General features: G+C 68.3%; 14 protein-coding genes, 1 tRNA gene and 3 pseudogenes. 9 read left to right on the top strand and 9 right to left on the bottom strand.

Annotated features, from left to right (window positions below; translation table 11 throughout):
• Nucleotides 1–355: 355 nt before the first annotated feature.
• A pseudogene (locus tag ACFYR3_RS37065) lies at nt 356–777 on the top strand (GtrA family protein); the annotation flags it as partial.
• Nucleotides 778–1,239: 462 nt separating this feature from the next.
• Here the strand turns inward: ACFYR3_RS37065 and ACFYR3_RS37060 are convergent.
• From ACFYR3_RS37060 to ACFYR3_RS37050, 3 genes are read right to left on the bottom strand one after another with little or no spacing between them, the layout of a single operon-like run.
• The gene (locus ACFYR3_RS37060) at nt 1,240–2,514 is read right to left on the bottom strand and encodes a hypothetical protein (RefSeq protein ID WP_355854982.1); all 1,275 of its coding nucleotides are present in this window, start codon (nt 2,512–2,514) and stop codon (nt 1,240–1,242) included.
• Between the two features lie 38 nt (nt 2,515–2,552).
• Nucleotides 2,553–3,821, bottom strand: coding sequence for a sensor histidine kinase (locus ACFYR3_RS37055; protein WP_389286373.1), 1,269 nt, complete (start codon nt 3,819–3,821; stop codon nt 2,553–2,555).
• Nucleotides 3,812–4,465 carry a response regulator transcription factor gene (locus tag ACFYR3_RS37050; RefSeq protein WP_355854976.1) on the bottom strand — a complete coding sequence of 218 codons (654 nt, stop codon included), beginning with the start codon at nt 4,463–4,465 and terminating at the stop codon, nt 3,812–3,814. The genes ACFYR3_RS37055 and ACFYR3_RS37050 overlap by 10 nt, the downstream gene beginning before the upstream one ends.
• A 351-nt stretch (nt 4,466–4,816) precedes the next feature.
• On the opposite strand from ACFYR3_RS37050, the pseudogene ACFYR3_RS37045 reads away from it, so the two are divergent.
• Nucleotides 4,817–5,141: pseudogene (locus ACFYR3_RS37045) on the top strand (IS5/IS1182 family transposase); the annotation flags it as partial.
• A 1,133-nt stretch (nt 5,142–6,274) separates the two neighbouring features.
• On the opposite strand, the gene ACFYR3_RS37040 reads toward ACFYR3_RS37045, so the two are convergent.
• Nucleotides 6,275–6,353: transfer RNA gene (locus ACFYR3_RS37040), tRNA-Ile, on the bottom strand.
• A gap of 541 nt (nt 6,354–6,894) precedes the next feature.
• Between ACFYR3_RS37040 and ACFYR3_RS37035 the strand changes: the two genes are divergently transcribed.
• From ACFYR3_RS37035 to ACFYR3_RS37025, 3 genes are read left to right on the top strand one after another with little or no spacing between them, the layout of a single operon-like run.
• The gene (locus tag ACFYR3_RS37035; protein ID WP_355854973.1) at nt 6,895–7,959 is read left to right on the top strand and encodes an aromatic ring-hydroxylating dioxygenase subunit alpha; all 1,065 of its coding nucleotides are present in this window, start codon (nt 6,895–6,897) and stop codon (nt 7,957–7,959) included.
• Nucleotides 7,956–8,186 (top strand): hypothetical protein, encoded by a 231-nt coding sequence (locus ACFYR3_RS37030; RefSeq protein ID WP_355854970.1) that lies wholly within the window; start codon nt 7,956–7,958, stop codon nt 8,184–8,186. The genes ACFYR3_RS37035 and ACFYR3_RS37030 overlap by 4 nt, the downstream gene beginning before the upstream one ends.
• Entirely contained in the window at nt 8,183–9,118 is a 936-nt protein-coding gene (locus ACFYR3_RS37025; RefSeq protein WP_355854968.1) for a PDR/VanB family oxidoreductase, read from the top strand. The genes ACFYR3_RS37030 and ACFYR3_RS37025 overlap by 4 nt, the downstream gene beginning before the upstream one ends.
• Here ACFYR3_RS37025 and ACFYR3_RS37020 read toward each other — a convergent pair.
• Nucleotides 9,069–9,884, bottom strand: a complete 816-nt coding sequence (locus tag ACFYR3_RS37020) for an IclR family transcriptional regulator C-terminal domain-containing protein (protein ID WP_355854965.1) — start codon at nt 9,882–9,884, stop codon at nt 9,069–9,071. The two genes, ACFYR3_RS37025 and ACFYR3_RS37020, sit on opposite strands and share 50 nt — an antisense overlap.
• 186 nt (nt 9,885–10,070) lie before the next feature.
• On the opposite strand from ACFYR3_RS37020, the gene ACFYR3_RS37015 reads away from it, so the two are divergent.
• From ACFYR3_RS37015 to ACFYR3_RS37000, 4 genes are read left to right on the top strand one after another with little or no spacing between them, the layout of a single operon-like run.
• Nucleotides 10,071–11,042: an ABC transporter substrate-binding protein gene (locus ACFYR3_RS37015; RefSeq protein WP_355854962.1), complete on the top strand. Its 972-nt coding sequence runs from the start codon at nt 10,071–10,073 to the stop codon at nt 11,040–11,042.
• Entirely contained in the window at nt 11,039–11,848 is an 810-nt protein-coding gene (locus ACFYR3_RS37010; RefSeq protein ID WP_355854959.1) for an ABC transporter permease, read from the top strand. Before ACFYR3_RS37015 ends, ACFYR3_RS37010 begins: the two co-directional genes overlap by 4 nt.
• Nucleotides 11,849–11,853: 5 nt before the next feature.
• A complete protein-coding gene (locus ACFYR3_RS37005; protein ID WP_389286406.1) occupies nt 11,854–12,663 on the top strand; it encodes an ABC transporter permease in 810 nt (269 codons plus the stop codon).
• Nucleotides 12,664–12,683: 20 nt separating this feature from the next.
• Entirely contained in the window at nt 12,684–13,496 is an 813-nt protein-coding gene (locus ACFYR3_RS37000; protein WP_389286369.1) for an ABC transporter ATP-binding protein, read from the top strand.
• 117 nt (nt 13,497–13,613) lie between these two features.
• On the opposite strand, the pseudogene ACFYR3_RS36995 reads toward ACFYR3_RS37000, so the two are convergent.
• From ACFYR3_RS36995 to ACFYR3_RS36980, 4 genes and pseudogenes are all read right to left on the bottom strand, one after another.
• Nucleotides 13,614–13,898, bottom strand: a pseudogene (locus ACFYR3_RS36995) (mycodextranase); the annotation flags it as partial.
• 54 nt (nt 13,899–13,952) lie between these two features.
• Entirely contained in the window at nt 13,953–15,554 is a 1,602-nt protein-coding gene (locus ACFYR3_RS36990) for a glycoside hydrolase family 13 protein (RefSeq protein ID WP_355854953.1), read from the bottom strand.
• 39 nt (nt 15,555–15,593) lie between these two features.
• On the bottom strand, nt 15,594–16,469 hold the full coding sequence (locus tag ACFYR3_RS36985) for a carbohydrate ABC transporter permease (RefSeq protein WP_355854950.1): 876 nt from the start codon (nt 16,467–16,469) through the stop codon (nt 15,594–15,596).
• On the bottom strand, nt 16,466–17,437 hold the full coding sequence (locus ACFYR3_RS36980) for a carbohydrate ABC transporter permease (protein ID WP_389286367.1): 972 nt from the start codon (nt 17,435–17,437) through the stop codon (nt 16,466–16,468). The genes ACFYR3_RS36985 and ACFYR3_RS36980 overlap by 4 nt, the downstream gene beginning before the upstream one ends.
• Nucleotides 17,438–17,442: the final 5 nt, after the last annotated feature.

Below are 17,442 nucleotides of genomic sequence, written 5' to 3'. Positions count from 1 at the left end.
GGAGACTAGGGAAATTCATCGCGAGTACTGCATTAAGGAAGCGTCGCCCTGTAGTCCCCCGGATCGCAGATGGCGCTCGCCGAGAACGCGACGCACCACTGGTCCGCGTTGCCAGGCGCTCCGCCTACCCAAAACGCGATCTCCACACCCTTACGCTCGAAGGCCACGGTGCTCCTCGAACCACATCTGTCGGGAACGCGGGTGCGACATCAACGTCGTGCACAGACTCCGCGATACGGTGCTGTGGAAGATCGCGCCAAGGGCGGATTGGCCTCCGCAGCCGCGGCTGCATGGCGCCCCGGCGGCTTAATAGCTGACTCCGAATCTCTGGAGGACTGCGCGTCCGGTGAACACTGTGGATGAGGCAGACACGAAGCGCACGGAGCTTTCCGCGCTGCTTCGGGAGGTCGTCAGGTTCGGTGCCGTCGGCGGGCTGGGCGTCGGGGTGAATCTCGCCGTGTTCAATCTCAGCCGAGCCGTGACCTCTCTGCCCGTGTGCGATGCAGCGTCATCGCGACCAGCGTGGCGATAGTCTTCAACTACCTGGGTTTCCGGTATTTCGCCTATCGGCACCGAGCCTCGCAGGGGCGTGCCGCGGAGTTCGCTCTCTTCTGTCTTTTCAGCGTCGTCGGCCTGATCATTGAGAGCGGGGTGCTGTACGTCGCAACGTACGGCTTCGGCTGGGACTCGGCGCTTGAGAGCAACCTCTTCAAGATCGCGGGGATCGCGTGCGCGACCCTCTTCCGCTTCTGGTCCTACCGCACCTGGGTGTTCCGGGTGCGTCACTGAGCGGCTCAGTCGGAGCCGCATCCGGTGTCACACGCTGCTGTTCGACCGACCGTGCGGGTCGTCGACGGCCTGGCCCTGCTTGGCCAGCAGCCGAGGGGGACCTCAATGACCAGCTCGACATCTTGGCGCAGCTGGGGCGGGAACTCCCCTCGACGTCGAGCTTGATCTTGCGGGCGGCGGCGAGTTCGTCCTCCGTGAGCAGGTGCGGCAGCGAAGCCGCGTCGGCGTCAAAGGAGGCTTCCACGCTCCGGCCCGGTCGGCACCCGTGGTGATGATGGAGGCATCGAAGGTCCACGTTGTACGGCAGGAACGTGCCCCCGTCGATGACGCACAGCAGCTCAGCCAGCACCTGGTCGAAGGTAGGGGCGACGACCATTGCGTGACTGAGCCCGTGCACAGCGAGAGCGTGATCGGTGACGGCCCCAGGGGAGCCGCCACCGATCAGGTCCGTCAGCGCATGTCCGTGAGGAGGGTCGCGAGTTCAGCCTCCTGCCGGGCCGGCGACATCGGAGGGTTCGAGTGATCGATGCCGAAGGTCTTCAGGACGCTGTCCATCTGGGCGTCGACGAACGTCCAGCCGGTGTTGTCCAGCGGCTGCAACGAGGCCTGGTCGGCATCCCAGAGATCACGCAGTGACTGGGCGGCTGCATGTGCCCCGGTCGCGTTCCCCGACCGGGCGTCCTTGAGCGCGGTCGATGCGAGTGCCTTCAGAGCGTCGACCTTGGCGGGCGGGAACTTCTTCACGGCCTGGCCGGGGGCGAGCTGAACGGTAGAGGTGGCGTCCTCCTCCGGCGCCGGGCCGACGTGCGGCTGGCTGTGCGCCCAGATCAGCAGGGCTGCGGTGGCAACGGCGAGGAGGCCGAAGCACGCCAGTCCGATGCGCTCCCTGCGCGGGTCGGCGGTGATCTGCGGGGCGTGCGTGGCGTCGTAGGTCTCGGTCACGTCGGAGCGCGTCACCGTCAGGTAGATGACAGTCGCCAGGATGAGGCCGAGGAAGATCAGGCTGGTGGCGAAGGTGCCCAGCGCGAGGCCGGTCGGCTCGCCCGGCTGAGCGACCTTGGGGGAGCCGAGCCAGTCGCCGATGTTGGCGCCCAGCGGGCGGGTCATGATGTAGGCGAGCCAGAAGGACAGCACCGGGTTCGCGCCGAACTTCCACAGCAGCGTGATCGCCACGATGAGGCCGAGCGGCAGCAGGACCGAGACTCCCGGGCTCCAGCCGGTGAGCTCAAGGGTCCAGTCACCGGTCGCGGTGCCGAGCGCGAAGGTGACGAGAACGGCGAGCCAGTAGAACGACTCGCGCGGCAGCGTCGTGACCGAGTGGATCGAGAGGGTGCGCTCGCGCATCCACCACACGCCGAAGACCACGGCGAGCAAGACCGAGAAGACGGCGGAGCTGATCCACAGCGGCACGTTGAGCTGGTCGGTCAGGATGTCGGTGTAGAGCGTGCCTGTGACGCTGACAACCACCACGGTCAGCCAGTACGGGAATGGCACGTACCGCTTCAGCCTCAACTGGACGCCCAGAACCACCACGAACACGGCGGTGAAGATCCAGGCCGTGTTCACCAGGCCGACGCCCAGCTTCATGTTGATCCAGTCAGCGAAACTCTCACCGACGGTGGTGCAAAGGATCTTGATCACCCAGAACCAGACGGTGACCTCGGGAACCTTGTTCAGCATCAGCCGCTCTCTGCGGCGTGTGCTGGCCTCGCTTGTGGTTGTCATGCGACGAGGCTGGCTCGACCAACCTGCACACAACCTGACTACGCAATCGCCTCTGGCGTGGGAAAGGTCACCTCGACGCGACCGTGACCATCCGCGATCGCGCGGACTGCCACCCCCGCGGACGCGGCCAGACGCCTTACGACGGCCAGCCCCAACCCGTGCCCGTTGCCGCTGGTCACACCGGCTTCGAAGACCCGGTCGACCTCTGCCGGATCGAACCCCGGACCGTCGTCGAGAACGTCGATCACGACCCCCTGGGGCTGGATGCGCGCCGTGACCCAAACGCGCGTACTCGCATGCCGCAGGCCGTTCTCCAGCAGGGGTGACAAGACCGCCACAACCACTTCTGTTGCCAGGGCGACATCGACGTTGGTCGGGATGGCGAGTTCGATGGAGCGGCCGCCGATCGCCTGTCGCGCCGCCGCCCTGAGATCGCAGCGGGTACCCGCATCGATCCGCGTCCGAGCGGCACTCAGAATCGTCGTGATCGCCCTGTTCAGGCGGTCGACCTCGGTCAGAACAGACTCCGGCGCCACATGGTGACCGGAGAGTTGCGCCAACTGCGCCTCGCCCCGCAGGACCGTCAAGGGCGTCCGCAACTCGTGGGCGATCTCGTCGGTGAGCCGGCGCTCATCCGCGAGCGCGTTGTCCACGCGGTCGAGCAGGCGGTCGAGAGTTCGCCCGAGCTGCCCGAATTCATCGTGCGGAACGCCGAGGTTGAATCGGCGCCCGGGTTCGTGATTACCCCACTTGTCGGCAAGAGCGGCCATCTCGTGAACCACCCGCAACGCACGGCCCACCACGAGGTGTGCGACGACGCCTGCGAGCAGGATCGAGATGCCACCCAGCACGAGCGACATCGCCAGGCTACGCTGCTCCGACGTCTCGTACGGCGTCAGGTCCACCCTCACGACCACCACGACGCGGTGGCCTTCGAGCCGGATCGGCTGGGCATACAGAAGGTAATTGCCGACCGTGGTGGTTTGGGACTGCCCGGAGCCGGCAAGCGCCTGGACTCGGTCAAGGAGGCTGCCCGGCACGATCCCGTCAATGAGGCGCCCATCGGAATACACCCACGAGACCGTGTCCAGGGCTTCGTTGCGGCCCTCAATCAGCACGACATGGCCACTTCGTACGGTTACGTTCGCCGCCATTGCCTCGGCACGCGTATGCGCCAGAGCGTTCGCGTCGGCGTCGGTCACCTGGCTCAACAACACGTGCGAGACCACCACCAGCACTGCGACCACCGCTGTCGCGATCAGAACCGCGAGCGCGACGACCCTCCCACGGAAGCCCGTCACTCCCATCGGTAGCCCACCCCACGGACTGTCGACAGGCGGTCGGACACGCCCAGCGCACCGAGTTTGGTCCGTAGTCGGCGGATGTAGGAGTCAAGAGTGTTGTCGCTGACCAGCGCGCCATGCGGCCAACCGGCAGCAACGAGGGCGTGGCGTCGTACAGCGTCGCCCTGTGAAGCAATAAGCCTGCCCAACAACCGATACTCGGTCGGCGTCAGACTCTCGCTTGTCGAACCGTTGATCACGACATGTTTCGCCGGATCGAGAACGACGCCCCTTGGTGGGGTCGTCGCGGTTGTTCTGCGCAGCAGGGCGCGGACCCTCACCAGCAACTCCGGGATGTCGAACGGTTTCGTCATATAGTCATCGGCTCCCGCCTCGAAGCCGCCCACCTTGTGATGCATGCCATCCAGAGCGGTGAGCATCAGCACCGGGGCATCAACGCCACGTGCCCGCAGCGCCAAGCAGACATCGCGGCCATCAGCGTCTGGGAGCCCCAGATCCAGGACGACCAGGTGAGGAACCGGATCAAGGTGCCGCAGCAGGCTGTCCGCCGTAGAAGCGACTGCGACCGTATGGCCGTCGTGCTCGAGTGCGCGCTTCAGGACGTCCCGGACCGCCGCGTCATCTTCACACACCACGATAAAAGCCACCCGCTGACCCTAGGCACGTCAGCGAGAGTTCTCCATTCTCCCTGGTCAGCGCCCTGGTGTCCGCGATGTCCGGACCAGCTTCTCCTCTCGGTGCGGCCGGACAGCCCTCGCCCCCGGCGAGCGTTTCGCCCTCCACCGCATCGCCCTGCCTTTCAGGCTCGGCGCCGGCGACGACCCTAATCCCAGTCGGCGGCGAGGCCGAGCACACGTCGACGCTGCGCGTAAACGGCTGGCGGGTGCCGTCCGGCTGGCACATCGACACCCTCGACGTCACCGCCACGCTGAACTAGCTAGCTGGGCACTGTCCGGCGGATCATGTGGCCTTCTGGTCGGCTCCTCGTTGGCTCGGTCATGCGTCGGGGGGACCCGACGCATCTCGAGTGGTCGCTGCCGGAGCCGCATCTGCCGCCGTCGGGCGGGCGGGGAGGCCGGTGGAACGGTCACCGCACGGTGGCCAACGGAGTCCTGTTCCGCTCGTCGGCAGGCGGTACCTGGGACCGGATCCTGCAGGCGGTCCAGGCCGACGCCGACATGGCGGGGCGAATCGACTGGTCGATGGCCGGTGTCGATTCGACGTCCTGCCGGGCCCATCAGCACGCAGCCCGTGCACGCAAGTCCCGGCCGCGGGTCCCGAAAAAGGACGAGGCCCCGGCCCCACCGCCCTGACCACGGCCTCGTCCCTTGTGTAACGGCCGGCCGGCGAGAAGGAAGACGCGGTCACTGCGGGGACGAGGGAGCGGGTGGTTCGTGCAGGAAGTGGTGCCACTCAAAGAGGGCGCCGTCGCGGAGGCGTAGCTGGTGGAGTACGTACGGGCCGGATTTCCGCATGGCCCAGTCGGGAAGCAGGGTGTGGTTCTTAAAGCGGGGGTCCTCGGCCAGTGGGTAGGGCGTGCCCAACCGTGGGCGATCGTGGCCTGGAACTCGGCGTCCCAGTGCGTCGGACCGGTAGGCGCCCCGGGCCCCCTGGCGTCGATGATGCCGCGCGCGTGATCGACCACCGCCTCGTTCACCGCGTCCTGGAACCGATGGAAGTCATCGGCCGTGGCACTCCTGGGCCGCCTGATCCGGATGTTCCGTGAGTGCTGCTCTGCAGGTAGCGGCGTACCGGGTGGTGGTGCATCTTCTTCCCCCCTCCAGGCCAGGGTTCTTCTCGCGCGCCCATGCCTCAATGGCCATAACGTCGCGCATTGGGATGCGTCTGGTGCGCCCCCAGGGCAGTGGCCAGAGTCGGCGCGTGATGCTCAGGGTGTGTCCGTCGAAGGCCAGCCGGACGGACAGGGTCGACGCGGTCAGCGGATGCGGACGGGCGGCTCACTCACCCCGTTGGGATTCGTCATGACCGCAAGTGTGACCGGTGAAGTGAAGGCCCATTGGCACCGTCGCGGCGTAGCCTCTGAAGGCAGTTGACCCAACTTTCCCCCGCGCCGTCCCGAGCCCAGGGTCGGTGTTTGCCGTCCAGTGTCGGCGATGCGGCGCAGGGCCCAGTCGGCGATGCGGGCACTGTAGGCGGCAGGCGTCACCGCAGCACCGATCCGGTTATGGCCGCCCATGATCCGCCGGACAGGCCCTAACTGGGCCAACGTCAGGTGGCACGCCCTCTCGGGATCCGCCGCGCAGGAGCCCGACGGCAGCACCTCCCAACGCCTGGCCCGCACGCTGCCCAGCCAGATCGACAACCCCGGACACGGCGACGGCTGCGGGAACGGCAAGGGCGGCGGGTGCCACGGCAACAAGCTCACCCGCCTGCTCGCTCGGACGGAGGCGGCAGAGTTAATGCAGGTCAAACGGTTCTGCCCGCGTAGCCAAGAGTGGGGCGGGTGGGACTCGAACCCACGGCCGACGGATTATGAGTCCGCTGCGCCGCTTCACGATGACGTTCGTCCGCCCAGCCGTCCCGTTCTCCTGCCTGGCCATGTCCAGGCAGGAGAACGGGAACACCACCCGAGATGCAAGCAGTGTCCGAAAGCGGTGAGTGAGTCATTGGCCAACGCCACCAAGCCATTGCAGGGCGACCGCCGACAGGTCTCACTACAGCGCTGATCTGCATCAACACCTCCTCGGGACGGAAAACGGGCCCATTCGACCCGGATTCGACCCGACGCCCATGTATCCCGAGACCGAACACCTATGAACTGCGACGATGCAGGAAGTGCCGCTGTACCAGCCAATTACAAGCAGAAAAATAGGTGCAAAACTTCATACTCGAACATATCGGTACACAGTCCATGCGCGGAGCGGCACATGGCGCGATCGACGACATTGATCGGGGCCGATGCCTTCACCGTTGGTCGGAACCTGCTCCTGCACGCCAACAGCCCCTATGAGCAGGCGACTTCGAAATCCGCTTCCGCGAGACGGAAGCAGTATTGCGGCCTCGCGAAGCCTCTGCGGACGATGTCACCACGCCACAGAGACGGGAATCAGCCACCATGCCTCACACGACCGCCTTCGCCAGGAACCAGTGGTACGTCGCCGCCTATACATATGAAGTGGGGCGGGAGTTGCTCGGGCGGACGGTGCTCGGTGAATCGCTCGTTCTCTATCGGGCCGAGGAGGACGGGGCGGCCGTCGCTCTGTCCGACCGCTGTGTGCACCGGCGTTTCCCGCTCTCGGAGAGCCGGCTCGACGGTGACCGGATCGTGTGCGGGTACCACGGGTTCACGTACGACACGACGGGCACCTGCGTGTACGTGCCGGGGCAGAAACGGATACCGCGCACCGCACGGGTCGCCTCCTACCCCGTCGTCGAGCGGGACTTGTTCGTCTGGGTCTGGATCGGCGACCCGGCGCTCGCCGACCCGGAGGCCGTCCCGCGCGCCCCGCACATGGACTCGCCGGACTGGACGACGGTCAGCGGCATGGAACCCATCGACGCGGACTACGGACTCCTCGTCGACAATCTCCTCGACCTCTCGCACGAGACGTATCTGCACGGCGGCTACATCGGCACGCCCGAGGTCGCCGAGACGCCGATCGCCACCGAGGTGGACGAGGGCGCCGGTGTCGTACGCGTCTCCCGGCACATGGACGACGCCGAGTGTCCGCCGTTCTACGCCCGTTCGACGGGTATCGAGGGTCGCATCACGCGCTGGCAGGACATCGAGTACCACGCGCCGTGCCTCTATCTGCTGCACAGCAGGATCGCGCCGGTCGGCGTCCTGCCGGAGCCGGACGGCAGTGACCCGAACGCCTTCCACACCGAGATCACGTACGCCATCACGCCGTCCGACGACGGCAAGGTGTACGACTTCTGGGCCGTCTCCCGTGACTTCGCCCGCTCGGACGACGAAGTCACCACCTTCCTGCGGGACTTCAACCACACCGTCGTGATGCAGGACGTCGACGCGCTCAACCTCCTCCAGAAGACCCTCGCCACCGAACGCACCGGCTACCAGGAGCTGAGTATCAACATCGACACCGGCGGTCTCGCGGCCCGCCGTATCCTGGCCCGCCTGGTCGAGGAGGGCGACAAGCCGATGGAGAGGGCGCGGTGACCGGCCCGACCGGCGAGATCTATCGCGTCGACTGGCTCCCGGGCACCGATGTGCTGCACGGCACCTGCCACTGCGGCGCCGAGCACACCGCCCAGGACCCGGTCGCCATGTGGGAGTGGATGCTCGCCCATCCCGAGGGGCACGAGCCACGGGCCACCGGCCAGGGGCAGCATTGGAGCAGGCACGGGAGCGGGAGCATCAACGGATCGCGGGGAAAGGAGTCATGAACGTGTACGAAGCCGAACTCGTCGTCGAACGGCGGGACTTCGTCGCCGACGGCGTGCTCGCCCTGACACTGCGGCATCCGCTCGGCGCCCAACTCCCGTCCTGGGAACCGGGTGCCCACATCGATGTCGTGCTCGGGCCGGAACTGGAGCGGCAGTACTCCCTGTGCGGTGACCCGGCGGACCGCGGGGCGTGGCGGATCGCGGTGTTGCACGAGCCGGACGGACGAGGTGGATCGGCCCATGTGCACGCACAGTTGGGCGAGGGAGACAAGGTCCGTGTCCGGGGTCCGCGCAATCACTTCGCGCTCGCTCCCGCCCCGCGCTACCGGTTCGTCGCGGGCGGTATCGGCATCACCCCGATCCTGCCGATGCTCGCCGCGGCCGAGACGGCGGGCACCGAGTGGACGCTCCTGTACGGCGGCCGGACCCGCGGTTCCATGGCGTTCACCGAGGAGTTGGGGCGGTACGGGGACCGGGTCACCCTCGCTCCGCAGGACGAGGCCGGGCTGCTGGACCTCGCCCCCGTGTTGGACGAGGTTCCCGAAGGCACCCTCGTCTACTGCTGCGGCCCCGGGCCGTTGCTCGACGCGGTGGAGGCGCGCTGCCCGGCCGGGCCGCTGCACGTCGAGCGGTTCCGGCCGAAGGTGCAGGAGGCGGGCGGGGAGACGGAGTTCGAGGTGGTGCTGGAGCGGTCCGGGCGCACGGTGACCGTCACCCCTGGTGTCTCCGTCCTCGCCACCGTGCGCGCCGCCGGTGTCGAGGTGCTCTTCTCCTGCACCGAGGGCACCTGCGGGACCTGCGAGACGGAGGTGCTCGAAGGAACCCCGGACCACCGGGACTCGGTGCTCACCGATGAGGAGCGGGAGGCGGGCGGGACGATGCTCATCTGCGTGTCCCGCTGTCGCGGGGAACGGCTCGTACTGGATCTCTGACCGCGAGGTCCCGCTCGATCCGCGCGACCGTCTCCAGCAGGTGGGGAAGCAGGTCGCGGCGGACGGATTCGAGGCTGTTGCGGCTGGCGTGCACGGGGATGTTCACGGCCGCCACGACGGTGCCGTCCCGGTCCCGCACCGGGGCGGCGACCGAGCGCAGGCCCTCTTCCAACTCCTGGTCGACGATGGCGTATCCCTGGCGCCGCGCCCGAGCGAGTTCCGCCCTGCGGAGTTCCGGCGAGACGATCGTGCGCGCGGTCAGGGGGTGCGGATCGGCTCGCCTCAGCCGGGCGTCGATCTCCTCGTCCGTGAGGTGCGCGAGGATCACCCGGCCCACGGAGGTGACAAGGGCCGGGAAGCGGGTGCCGACGGTGATCGTCGCTGTCATGATGCGCCGGGTCGGGACCCGCGCCACGTACACGATGTCGTCGCCGTCGAGGACGCAGAGCGAGCTCGACTCCCCCACCCGTTCAGCGAGTTGCTTCAGATGCGGCAGGGCGATCTCCGGGAGGGTGAAGCCGGAGAGATAGGCGTAGCCGAGTTCCATCACGCGCGGGGTGAGCCGGAAGACCCGGCCGTCCGTGTGGACGTATCCGAGATCGACCAGGGTCAGCAGGAAGCGGCGGGCCGCCGCGCGGGTCAGGTCGCAGCCGCGCGCGACCTCACTGAGTGTCAGTTCCGGTCGGTCAGCGCCGAAGACGCGGATGACGGCGAGTCCGCGTTCGAAGGACCGGACGAAGTGGGGCGCTCGGTCTGCTGCAGGCATCGTCGCCTCCAGAGGGACTCACGGAGCGCTCTCCGCGCGAGTCGAGAGCGCACTTCGATAACTGTCAACAATATTGTCAGCCAAGGCCATTGACCCGGCACGGACGGGGTTCTACCTTCGCGCTGAGCACCATTGTGCGGTGTGCGCACAACCTGTCGGAACCCTTTCGTCTGCACAGGAGGAGCCATGCGTCGTCTGCTCGCCGGTATCGCGGTCGGAGCCTTCCTGGTCGCCGCGTCGGCCTGCGGTTCGTCCGACGGCGGTGGCGCCTCGGACAAGAACTCTTCGTCCGGCGGTACCACCACCGTCAAACTGGGGGTCATCCCCATAGTCGATGTCGCCCCGGTCTATCTGGGCCAGAGGAAGGGCTTCTACAGCAAACACGGTCTGAAACTGTCGATGACGCTCGCGCAGGGCGGCGCGGCGATCGTGCCGGGTGTCGTCTCGGGCCAGTTCCAGTTCGGGTTCTCCAACGTGACGTCGTTGATGATCGCCCAGTCCAACGGCGTTCCCGTGAAGGCCATCGCGAACGGTGTCGCATCGACGGGCGTGGCGGGCAAGGACTTCGGCGCCATCACGGTCAAGAAGGGCAGCGCCATCACGACGGCGAAGGACCTGGAGGGGAAGAAGGTCGCCGTCAACACGCTGAAGAACATCAATGAGACGGCCGTGCGCGAGTCGGTGCGCAAGGCGGGCGGCGATCCGTCCAAGGTGAAGTTCGTCGAGCTCGCTTTCGACCAGATGCCCGCGGCCCTCGACAGCGGCCAGATCGACGCCGCCATGGTGGTCGAGCCCGCGCTCGCGACGGTCAAGAGCCAGGGCGCGACCGAGATCGCCTCGTCCCTGGTCGACGTGGCGAAGGACCTCACCGTCGCCATGTACTTCACCTCGAACCAGTACGCGACGCAGCACCCCGACGTGGTGAAGAATTTCCAGGAGGCCACCGCGGAGTCCCTCGCCTACGCCGACGCCCACCCGGACGAGGTCCGGCAGATCGTCACCACGTACACGAAGATCCCGGCGGCCGTGCTGGCGAAGGTGACCCTGCCCAAGTGGCCGGCCGAGGCGAACCGGACCTCGATCGAGGCGCTGGAGAAGCTGGGCGAGCAGGACGGGCTCTTCAAGGCGACACCCGATCTGGACAAGCTGCTGCCGTGAAGGAGAAGCAGCCGCGTGGCGGCGGCCCCGCCGGACGGGCCGTGAACGCCGCACTGGGTGCCGCCGGGCTCGCGGCCTTCCTCGCCCTCGGCGAGGTGGTGCCGCGGCTCGGCATCGTCGAGGAGCGGTACTTCCCGCCGACCAGCCGGATCGCGCGGGCGTTCGGCGACGAGATCACCGACGGCACCTTCTGGACGGATCTCGGCGACACGCTCACGGGCTGGGCGCTGGGCCTGGTGATCGCGGTCGGCGCGGGCATCGTGGTGGGCGTGGTCGTCTCGGTCGTGCCGTATCTGCGCGAGGCGACCGCCTCGACGATCGAGTTCCTGCGCCCCATCCCCTCCGTGGCCCTGATCCCGCTCGCCGTCCTCCTCTACGGCACCGAGCTGCGGTCGGTGCTCCTCCTCGTCGTGTACGCGTCCTTCTGGCAGGTCCTCGTCCAGGTCATGTACGGCGTGCGGGACGTCGACCCGGTGGCCGAGGAGACGGCGCGCTCGTACGGTCTCGGCGCCTGGGCCCGGGTCCGTCATGTGCTGTGGCCGACGGCGCTCCCGTATGTCATGACGGGGGTCCGGCTCGCCGCGGCCGTTGCGCTGATCCTCACCGTGACCGCCGAACTCGTCATCGGGGCACCGGGGTTGGGCGCGCGCATCGCGGTCGCCCAGACCTCGCAGGCCGTGCCCGAGATGTACGCGCTGATCGTGGTCACCGGTCTGCTCGGGCTGCTGATCAACGTGGGCGCACGGTCGGTGGAGCGGCACGCGCTGGCCTGGCACCAGTCGGTACGCGGGGAGGTGGCGGTGTGACGGACATCCCGGCCGGCCGGACGAAGCCGAACGCGTGGGGCGGCCTCCTGCTGCGAGCGCTGTTCGTCGTCGCGCTCCCCGCGCTGCTGTTCGTCGTCTGGTGGCTCGCCTCGGACGGCAGCACCGATGTCTACTGGCCGCCGCTGCGCACGATCCTCAGGACGTTCCCGGACGTCTGGACACGCGCGCGGCTCCGCGCCGACCTGGTGCCCAGCCTGCTGCGGCTGTTCGCCGGCTACGCGTCGGCGGCGGTCGTGGGGGTCGCCCTCGGCACCGTCATCGGCTCGTACCGGAAGGTGCGGGCAGTGTGCGAACCGGTCCTGGAGTTCCTGCGGGCGGTGCCGCCGCCCGTCCTCGTTCCGGTCATCATGCTGTTCGCGGGCATCGGCGACACGATGAAGATCGTCGTGATCGCGAGCGGCTGCGTCTGGCCGGTCCTGCTCAACACGGTCGAGGGAGTGCGCGCCGTCGACTCCGTGATGTCCGAGACGGCCCGCTCGTACGGCATCACCGGACCGGCCCGGATGCGCGCCGTCGTCCTCCGTTCGGCGAGCCCGCAGATCTTCGCGGGTCTGCGCCAGGCGCTGTCCATCGGGATCATCCTGATGGTCATCAGCGAGATGTTCGCGGCCAGCAACGGACTCGGCTTCACCATCGTGCAGTTCCAGCGCGGGTTCGCGATCCCCGACATGTGGACCGGGATTCTCGTCCTCGGACTGCTCGGTTTTCTCCTCTCGGTCGTCTTTCAACTGGTCGAGCGCCGGGTGCTCGGCTGGTACCACGGTCTGCGCGATTCCTCCCGGCGGTCCCCGTGACGCTCGCGAAAGGGCGGTCCATGCACGCGTCTTTGGTCGTATCCGGCCTGCGGAAGGTCTACGAGGGGTCAGGGCGCCGGGTGGAGGCGGTCCGCGATCTCACCTTCACGGTGGAGGCGGGTGAACTCGTCTGTCTCGTCGGCCCGTCGGGCTGCGGCAAGACCACGCTGTTGAAGTGCGTGGGCGGCCTGCTCACGCCGACTTCGGGCGAGGTACTGCTCGGGGGCCGGCGGGTGAGCGGCCCGCCGCCCGGCATGGCGTTCGTGTTCCAGGAGTACGGGCGCAGTCTGTTCCCCTGGATGCGGGTCGGCGCGAACGTCGAACTCCCGCTGAAGCAGAAGGATCTGAGCAGGGCGCGGCGGCGGGAACTGGTCGCGGACGCGCTCGACTCCGTCGGCCTGGCCGATGCCGCGGGGGCCTATCCGTGGCAGCTGTCGGGCGGGATGCAGCAGCGCGTCGCCATCGCGCGGGCCCTGGCGTACGAACCCGAAGTCCTGCTCATGGACGAGCCGTTCGCGGCGGTCGACGCCCAGACCCGCGCCGATCTGGAGGACCTGGTCCGCCGGCTGTGGCGGCAGCGCGGGATCACCATCCTGTTCGTCACCCATGACATTGACGAGGCCGTCTACCTGGGCGAGCGGGTTCTGATTCTCTCCGCCTCCCCCACCGTCGTACAGGAGCAGCTGAAGGTCGATCTTCCCGAGGAGCGGGACCAGTTGCACACCCGGGTCGCCCCGCGCTTCGCCGAGTTGCGGACCCATGTGTACGAGCAGATCCAGGCGGCGAAGGGCGGGGAGTCCGTCACGAGGACGGATACGCCTCCACCTCGCTGAACTGGCCTGCCGGCCAGCCGGTGTTGGCCGTGACGTTGAGCCGGAGGTAGCGCAGGCCCGTGCCGGCCGGCAGCGCGACCGTCACCGTGTTGCCGGTCGCCGGGTCGAAGCAGTGTCCCTGTGAGCCGACACGCCGACACGCCGGCCCGCCGAGAGGCGTACGGCCTGTCGTCCGGAGGCCTCCGAGGCGAGGGTGCCCTGCGTGTAGTCGGGACCGATCCTGGTGCCGGTAGTGGTGGCGGAATCGGCCTCGACCGAGGTGAAGGGCAGGGCCGCCCCCGCGGCCTGAGCCGTGGTGGCGCTGAGCATCCCGGCGGCCACGGCGACGGCCGCGGCGCATGCCAGTGGCATGCGCCTGACAGTTGCCAATGGACTGCGCCTGACAGTTCTGGCGCCCTGCATGTGCCGATCCCTTCATCGTGGGAGGCGGGGACAGCGGTGTGCGGTCCGGCGGTCTCAGGCGCGCAGCCAGACCGCCGTGTCCGGCGGAAGGAAGCCGTCGGCGCCCAACGGGCCGCTGCCGAGCAGGAGACGGGAGTGCTCCGGGAGCTCGACCGGGGCGTCGGCCAGATTGACGACGCAGAGCAGACCGTCTGTGCGGGCGAAGGCGAGGACGCCCTCCGGTGCGGGCAGCCAGTTGAGCGGGCCGTCGCCGAAGCCCGGTTCGGTGCGGCGGACGCGGAGCGCGGCTCGGTAGAGGCTCAGCAGCGAGGTGGGGTCCTCCACCTGGCGGTCGGCGGCGTACGCGGGCCAGTCGGCGGGCTGCGGCAGCCAGGGGTCGCCGCCGAATCCGGCGTACGGGGCGTCGGCGGCCCAGGGCAGCGGGACCCGGCAGCCGTCGCGGCCCGGATCCGCGCCGCCGGAGCGGAAGTGCATCGGGTCCTGGATGCTGTCGAGCGGCAACTCCACCTCGGGCAGACCGAGTTCCTCGCCCTGGTAGACGTACACCGAGCCGGGCAGGGCGAGAGAGAGCAGGGCTGCGGCGCGGGCCCGGCGGGTGCCGAGAGCCAGGTCGGTGGGCGTGCCGAAGGCCTTGGCGGTGAAGTCGAAGCCGGTGTCCGTGCGGCCGTAGCGGGTGACCGTGCGGGTCACGTCGTGGTTGCACAGCACCCAGGTGGCGGGGGCCCCGACCGGGGCGTGCTCGGCGAGGGTCTCGTCGATGGAGGTGCGCAGCCGTCCGGCGTCCCAGGGGCAGGACAGGAAGGAGAAGTTGAAGGCGGTGTGCAGTTCGTCGGGGCGCAGATAGCGGGCGAAGCGTTCGGAGTCGGGGAGCCAGACCTCGCCGACGAAGATGCCGTCGTAGGCGTCGGCGACCGCCCGCCAGGAGCGGTAGATGTCGTGGAGTTCGTCGCGGTCGACGTACGGGTTCGGGTCGCGGCCCTCGACGAAGTCGGGCAGGTCCGGGTCCTTGGCGAGCAGGGCGGCCGAGTCGATACGGACGCCCGCCACTCCCCGCTCGAACCAGAAGCGCAGGATGTCCTCGTGCTCCTGGCGGACGGCCGGGTGCGCCCAGTTGAGGTCGGGCTGCTCGGGGGTGAAGAGGTGGAGGTACCAGTCGCCGTCGGGCAGCCGGGTCCACACCGGTTCGGCGGAGCCCGCGAACTGGGACGGCCAGTCGTTGGGCGGGAGTTCACCGTGTTCGCCGCGTCCGGGGCGGAAGTGGAAGAGGTCGCGCTCCGGGCCGCCGGCCAGGGCCGCCCGGAACCAGGGGTGCTGGTCGGAGACGTGGTTCGGCACGATGTCGACCAGGGTGCGGATACCCAGTTCGCGGGCCTCGCCGATGAGTTTCTCCGCCTCGGCGAGCGTCCCGAAGGCCGGGTCGATGGCGCGGTAGTCGGCGACGTCGTAGCCGCCGTCGGCCAGAGGTGAGAGATACCAGGGGTTGAACCACAGGGCGTCCACGCCGAGTTCGGCGAGGTACGGGAGTCTGGCGCGGACGCCCGCGAGGTCGCCGGTGCCGTCGCCGTCGCCGTCCGCGAAACTGCGGACGTACACCTGGTAGATGACGGCGGAGCGCCACCACTCGGACTGATTTCGGGCAGGGCGGGGCTGTCCCACGGTACGTTGCCTTTCGTTCGAGGAAGTCACGTACAGGCGTCAGCCCTTGGTGCTGCCCGCGCTGATTCCGGCGATGATGTGCCGCTGGAACACCAGGAACATCACGACCATGGGGATGCTGGCGATCACCATCGCGGCGATGAGCACGGTCAGTTGGATGTTCTGCGACAGCTGGACGAGAGCCACGCTGATGGGCTGCTTGTCGGTGTCGGAGAAGACCATCAGCGGCCAGAGGAAGTCCTGCCAGACGGCGACCAGGGCGAAGATCGACACGACTCCGAGGACGGGCCGGGACATCGGCAGCACGATCGACCACAGGGTGCGCAGCCGTCCGGCGCCGTCGATCTCGGCGGCCTCCAGGACATCGCGCGGGATCTGGTCGAAGAAGCGCTTGAGGAGATAGAGGTTGAAGGCGTTGGCGACGGCGGGCAGCCAGATCCCGAGCGGGGAGTTGAGCAGGCTGGTGTGGAGGACGGGCAGGTCGGCGACGGTCAGGTACTTGGGGACCACCAGGGCCTGCGCGGGGACCATCAGGGTGGCGAGGATGCCGCCGAGGATCACCTTGCCGAAGGCCGGCTTCAGTTTGGACAGGGCGTACGCGGCGGCCGTGCAGAAGACGAGCTGGAGCAGCCAGGCACCAGTCGCCTGGACGACGGTGTTCCACAGGTGGGTGGGCAGGTCCATCAGGTCCCACGCGTCGGCGTAGCCGCCGAGGTGCCAGTGGTCCGGTAGGAGGGTCGGCGGGGTGCGCGTCACCTCGTCCGGCGACTTCATGGCGCCGGTCACCATCCAGTAGACGGGGAAGAGGAAGGCCAGCGCGAAGAGCACGACGACACCGCTGAAGACCGTCCAGTAGACCGCTCTGCCGCGCGGGCGGGCCAGGGCGAGCGGGGAGACCAGGGTGCGGGTGCTCATGCGTCCTCCCCATCCGAGCGGGTCAACCGCAGGTACAGCGCGGAGAAGACGCCGAGCAGGACGAGCAGCATGACGCTCAACGCGCAGGCTCCTCCGAAGTCGTTGTAGAGGAAGGCGTACTTGTAGATCAGGTAGAGCACCGTGACGGTCTTGTCCTCGGGGCCGCCGCCGGTGATGACGAACGGCTCGGTGAAGACCTGCATGGTGGCGATGATCTGAAGCAGCATCAGCATGAGGATGATGAAGCGGGTCTGAGGGATCGTCACATGTCGGATCCGCTGCAGGATGTTCGCGCCGTCCAGCTCGGCCGCCTCGTACAGCTCGCCGGGGATGCTCTGGAGCGCGGCGAGGTAGATGAGGACGGTGCCGCCGAGGTTGGCCCAGGTGGCGACGATGACCAGCGAGACGAGGGCGGTGTCGGCGCCGTTCGACCAGTTCGAGGTCGGCAGGTGCAGAGCGCGCAGCGTCTCGTTGGCGAGGCCCGCTCCGGGGTCGTAGAACCACTTCCACAGCAGGGCGCTGACCACCGGCGGGATCATCACCGGCAGATAGACCACGACTCTGAAGAAGGCCTTGGCGTGCCGCAGTTCATTGAGCACCAGCGCCATCACGAACGGGACGGCGAAGCCGATGAGCAGGGCGAGCAGCGTGAAGGTGAGGGTGTTGCGCCAGGCGGCGGTGAACTCCGGGTCGTGGAAGACCCGGGTGAAGTTGGCGGTGCCGACCCACTCGCCGCCACTGCCCGGCGTGTACTTCTGGAAGGCGATCACGACCGCGCGGATCGCCGGGTACCAGGAGAACAGGGCGAAGCAGAGCAGGCCGCCGATCAGGAAGGCGTACGCACGGGATTGGTCGGCCAGGCGCCGGCGCCACGATCCCCCGGTCCGGCGCCCGGCCGACCGCGGCACCTCCGGCACGCCGACGGCGGCCGGAGGGAGCGCTGCGGGGGGCTTCGATGCGGTCTTCATGAACG

This window comes from Streptomyces sp. NPDC005784 (assembly GCF_042871525.1).
In the GTDB taxonomy this organism is placed as follows: Bacteria; Actinomycetota; Actinomycetes; order Streptomycetales; family Streptomycetaceae; genus Streptomyces.
This window is presented reverse-complemented; position numbering and strand designations above follow the sequence as displayed.

Excerpts from the sequence above, each read along its gene's own strand:
- ACFYR3_RS37060 (WP_355854982.1), bottom strand. The coding sequence starts at position 2,514 with ATGACAACCACAAGCGAGGCCAGCACACGCCGCAGAGAGCGGCTGATG.
- ACFYR3_RS37055 (WP_389286373.1), bottom strand. The coding sequence starts at position 3,821 with ATGGGAGTGACGGGCTTCCGTGGGAGGGTCGTCGCGCTCGCGGTTCTG.
- ACFYR3_RS37035 (WP_355854973.1), top strand. The coding sequence starts at position 6,895 with ATGCCTCACACGACCGCCTTCGCCAGGAACCAGTGGTACGTCGCCGCC.
- ACFYR3_RS37025 (WP_355854968.1), top strand. The coding sequence starts at position 8,183 with ATGAACGTGTACGAAGCCGAACTCGTCGTCGAACGGCGGGACTTCGTC.
- ACFYR3_RS37020 (WP_355854965.1), bottom strand. The coding sequence starts at position 9,884 with ATGCCTGCAGCAGACCGAGCGCCCCACTTCGTCCGGTCCTTCGAACGC.
- ACFYR3_RS37015 (WP_355854962.1), top strand. The coding sequence starts at position 10,071 with ATGCGTCGTCTGCTCGCCGGTATCGCGGTCGGAGCCTTCCTGGTCGCC.
- ACFYR3_RS37000 (WP_389286369.1), top strand. The coding sequence starts at position 12,684 with ATGCACGCGTCTTTGGTCGTATCCGGCCTGCGGAAGGTCTACGAGGGG.
- ACFYR3_RS36985 (WP_355854950.1), bottom strand. The coding sequence starts at position 16,469 with ATGAGCACCCGCACCCTGGTCTCCCCGCTCGCCCTGGCCCGCCCGCGC.
- ACFYR3_RS36980 (WP_389286367.1), bottom strand. The coding sequence starts at position 17,437 with ATGAAGACCGCATCGAAGCCCCCCGCAGCGCTCCCTCCGGCCGCCGTC.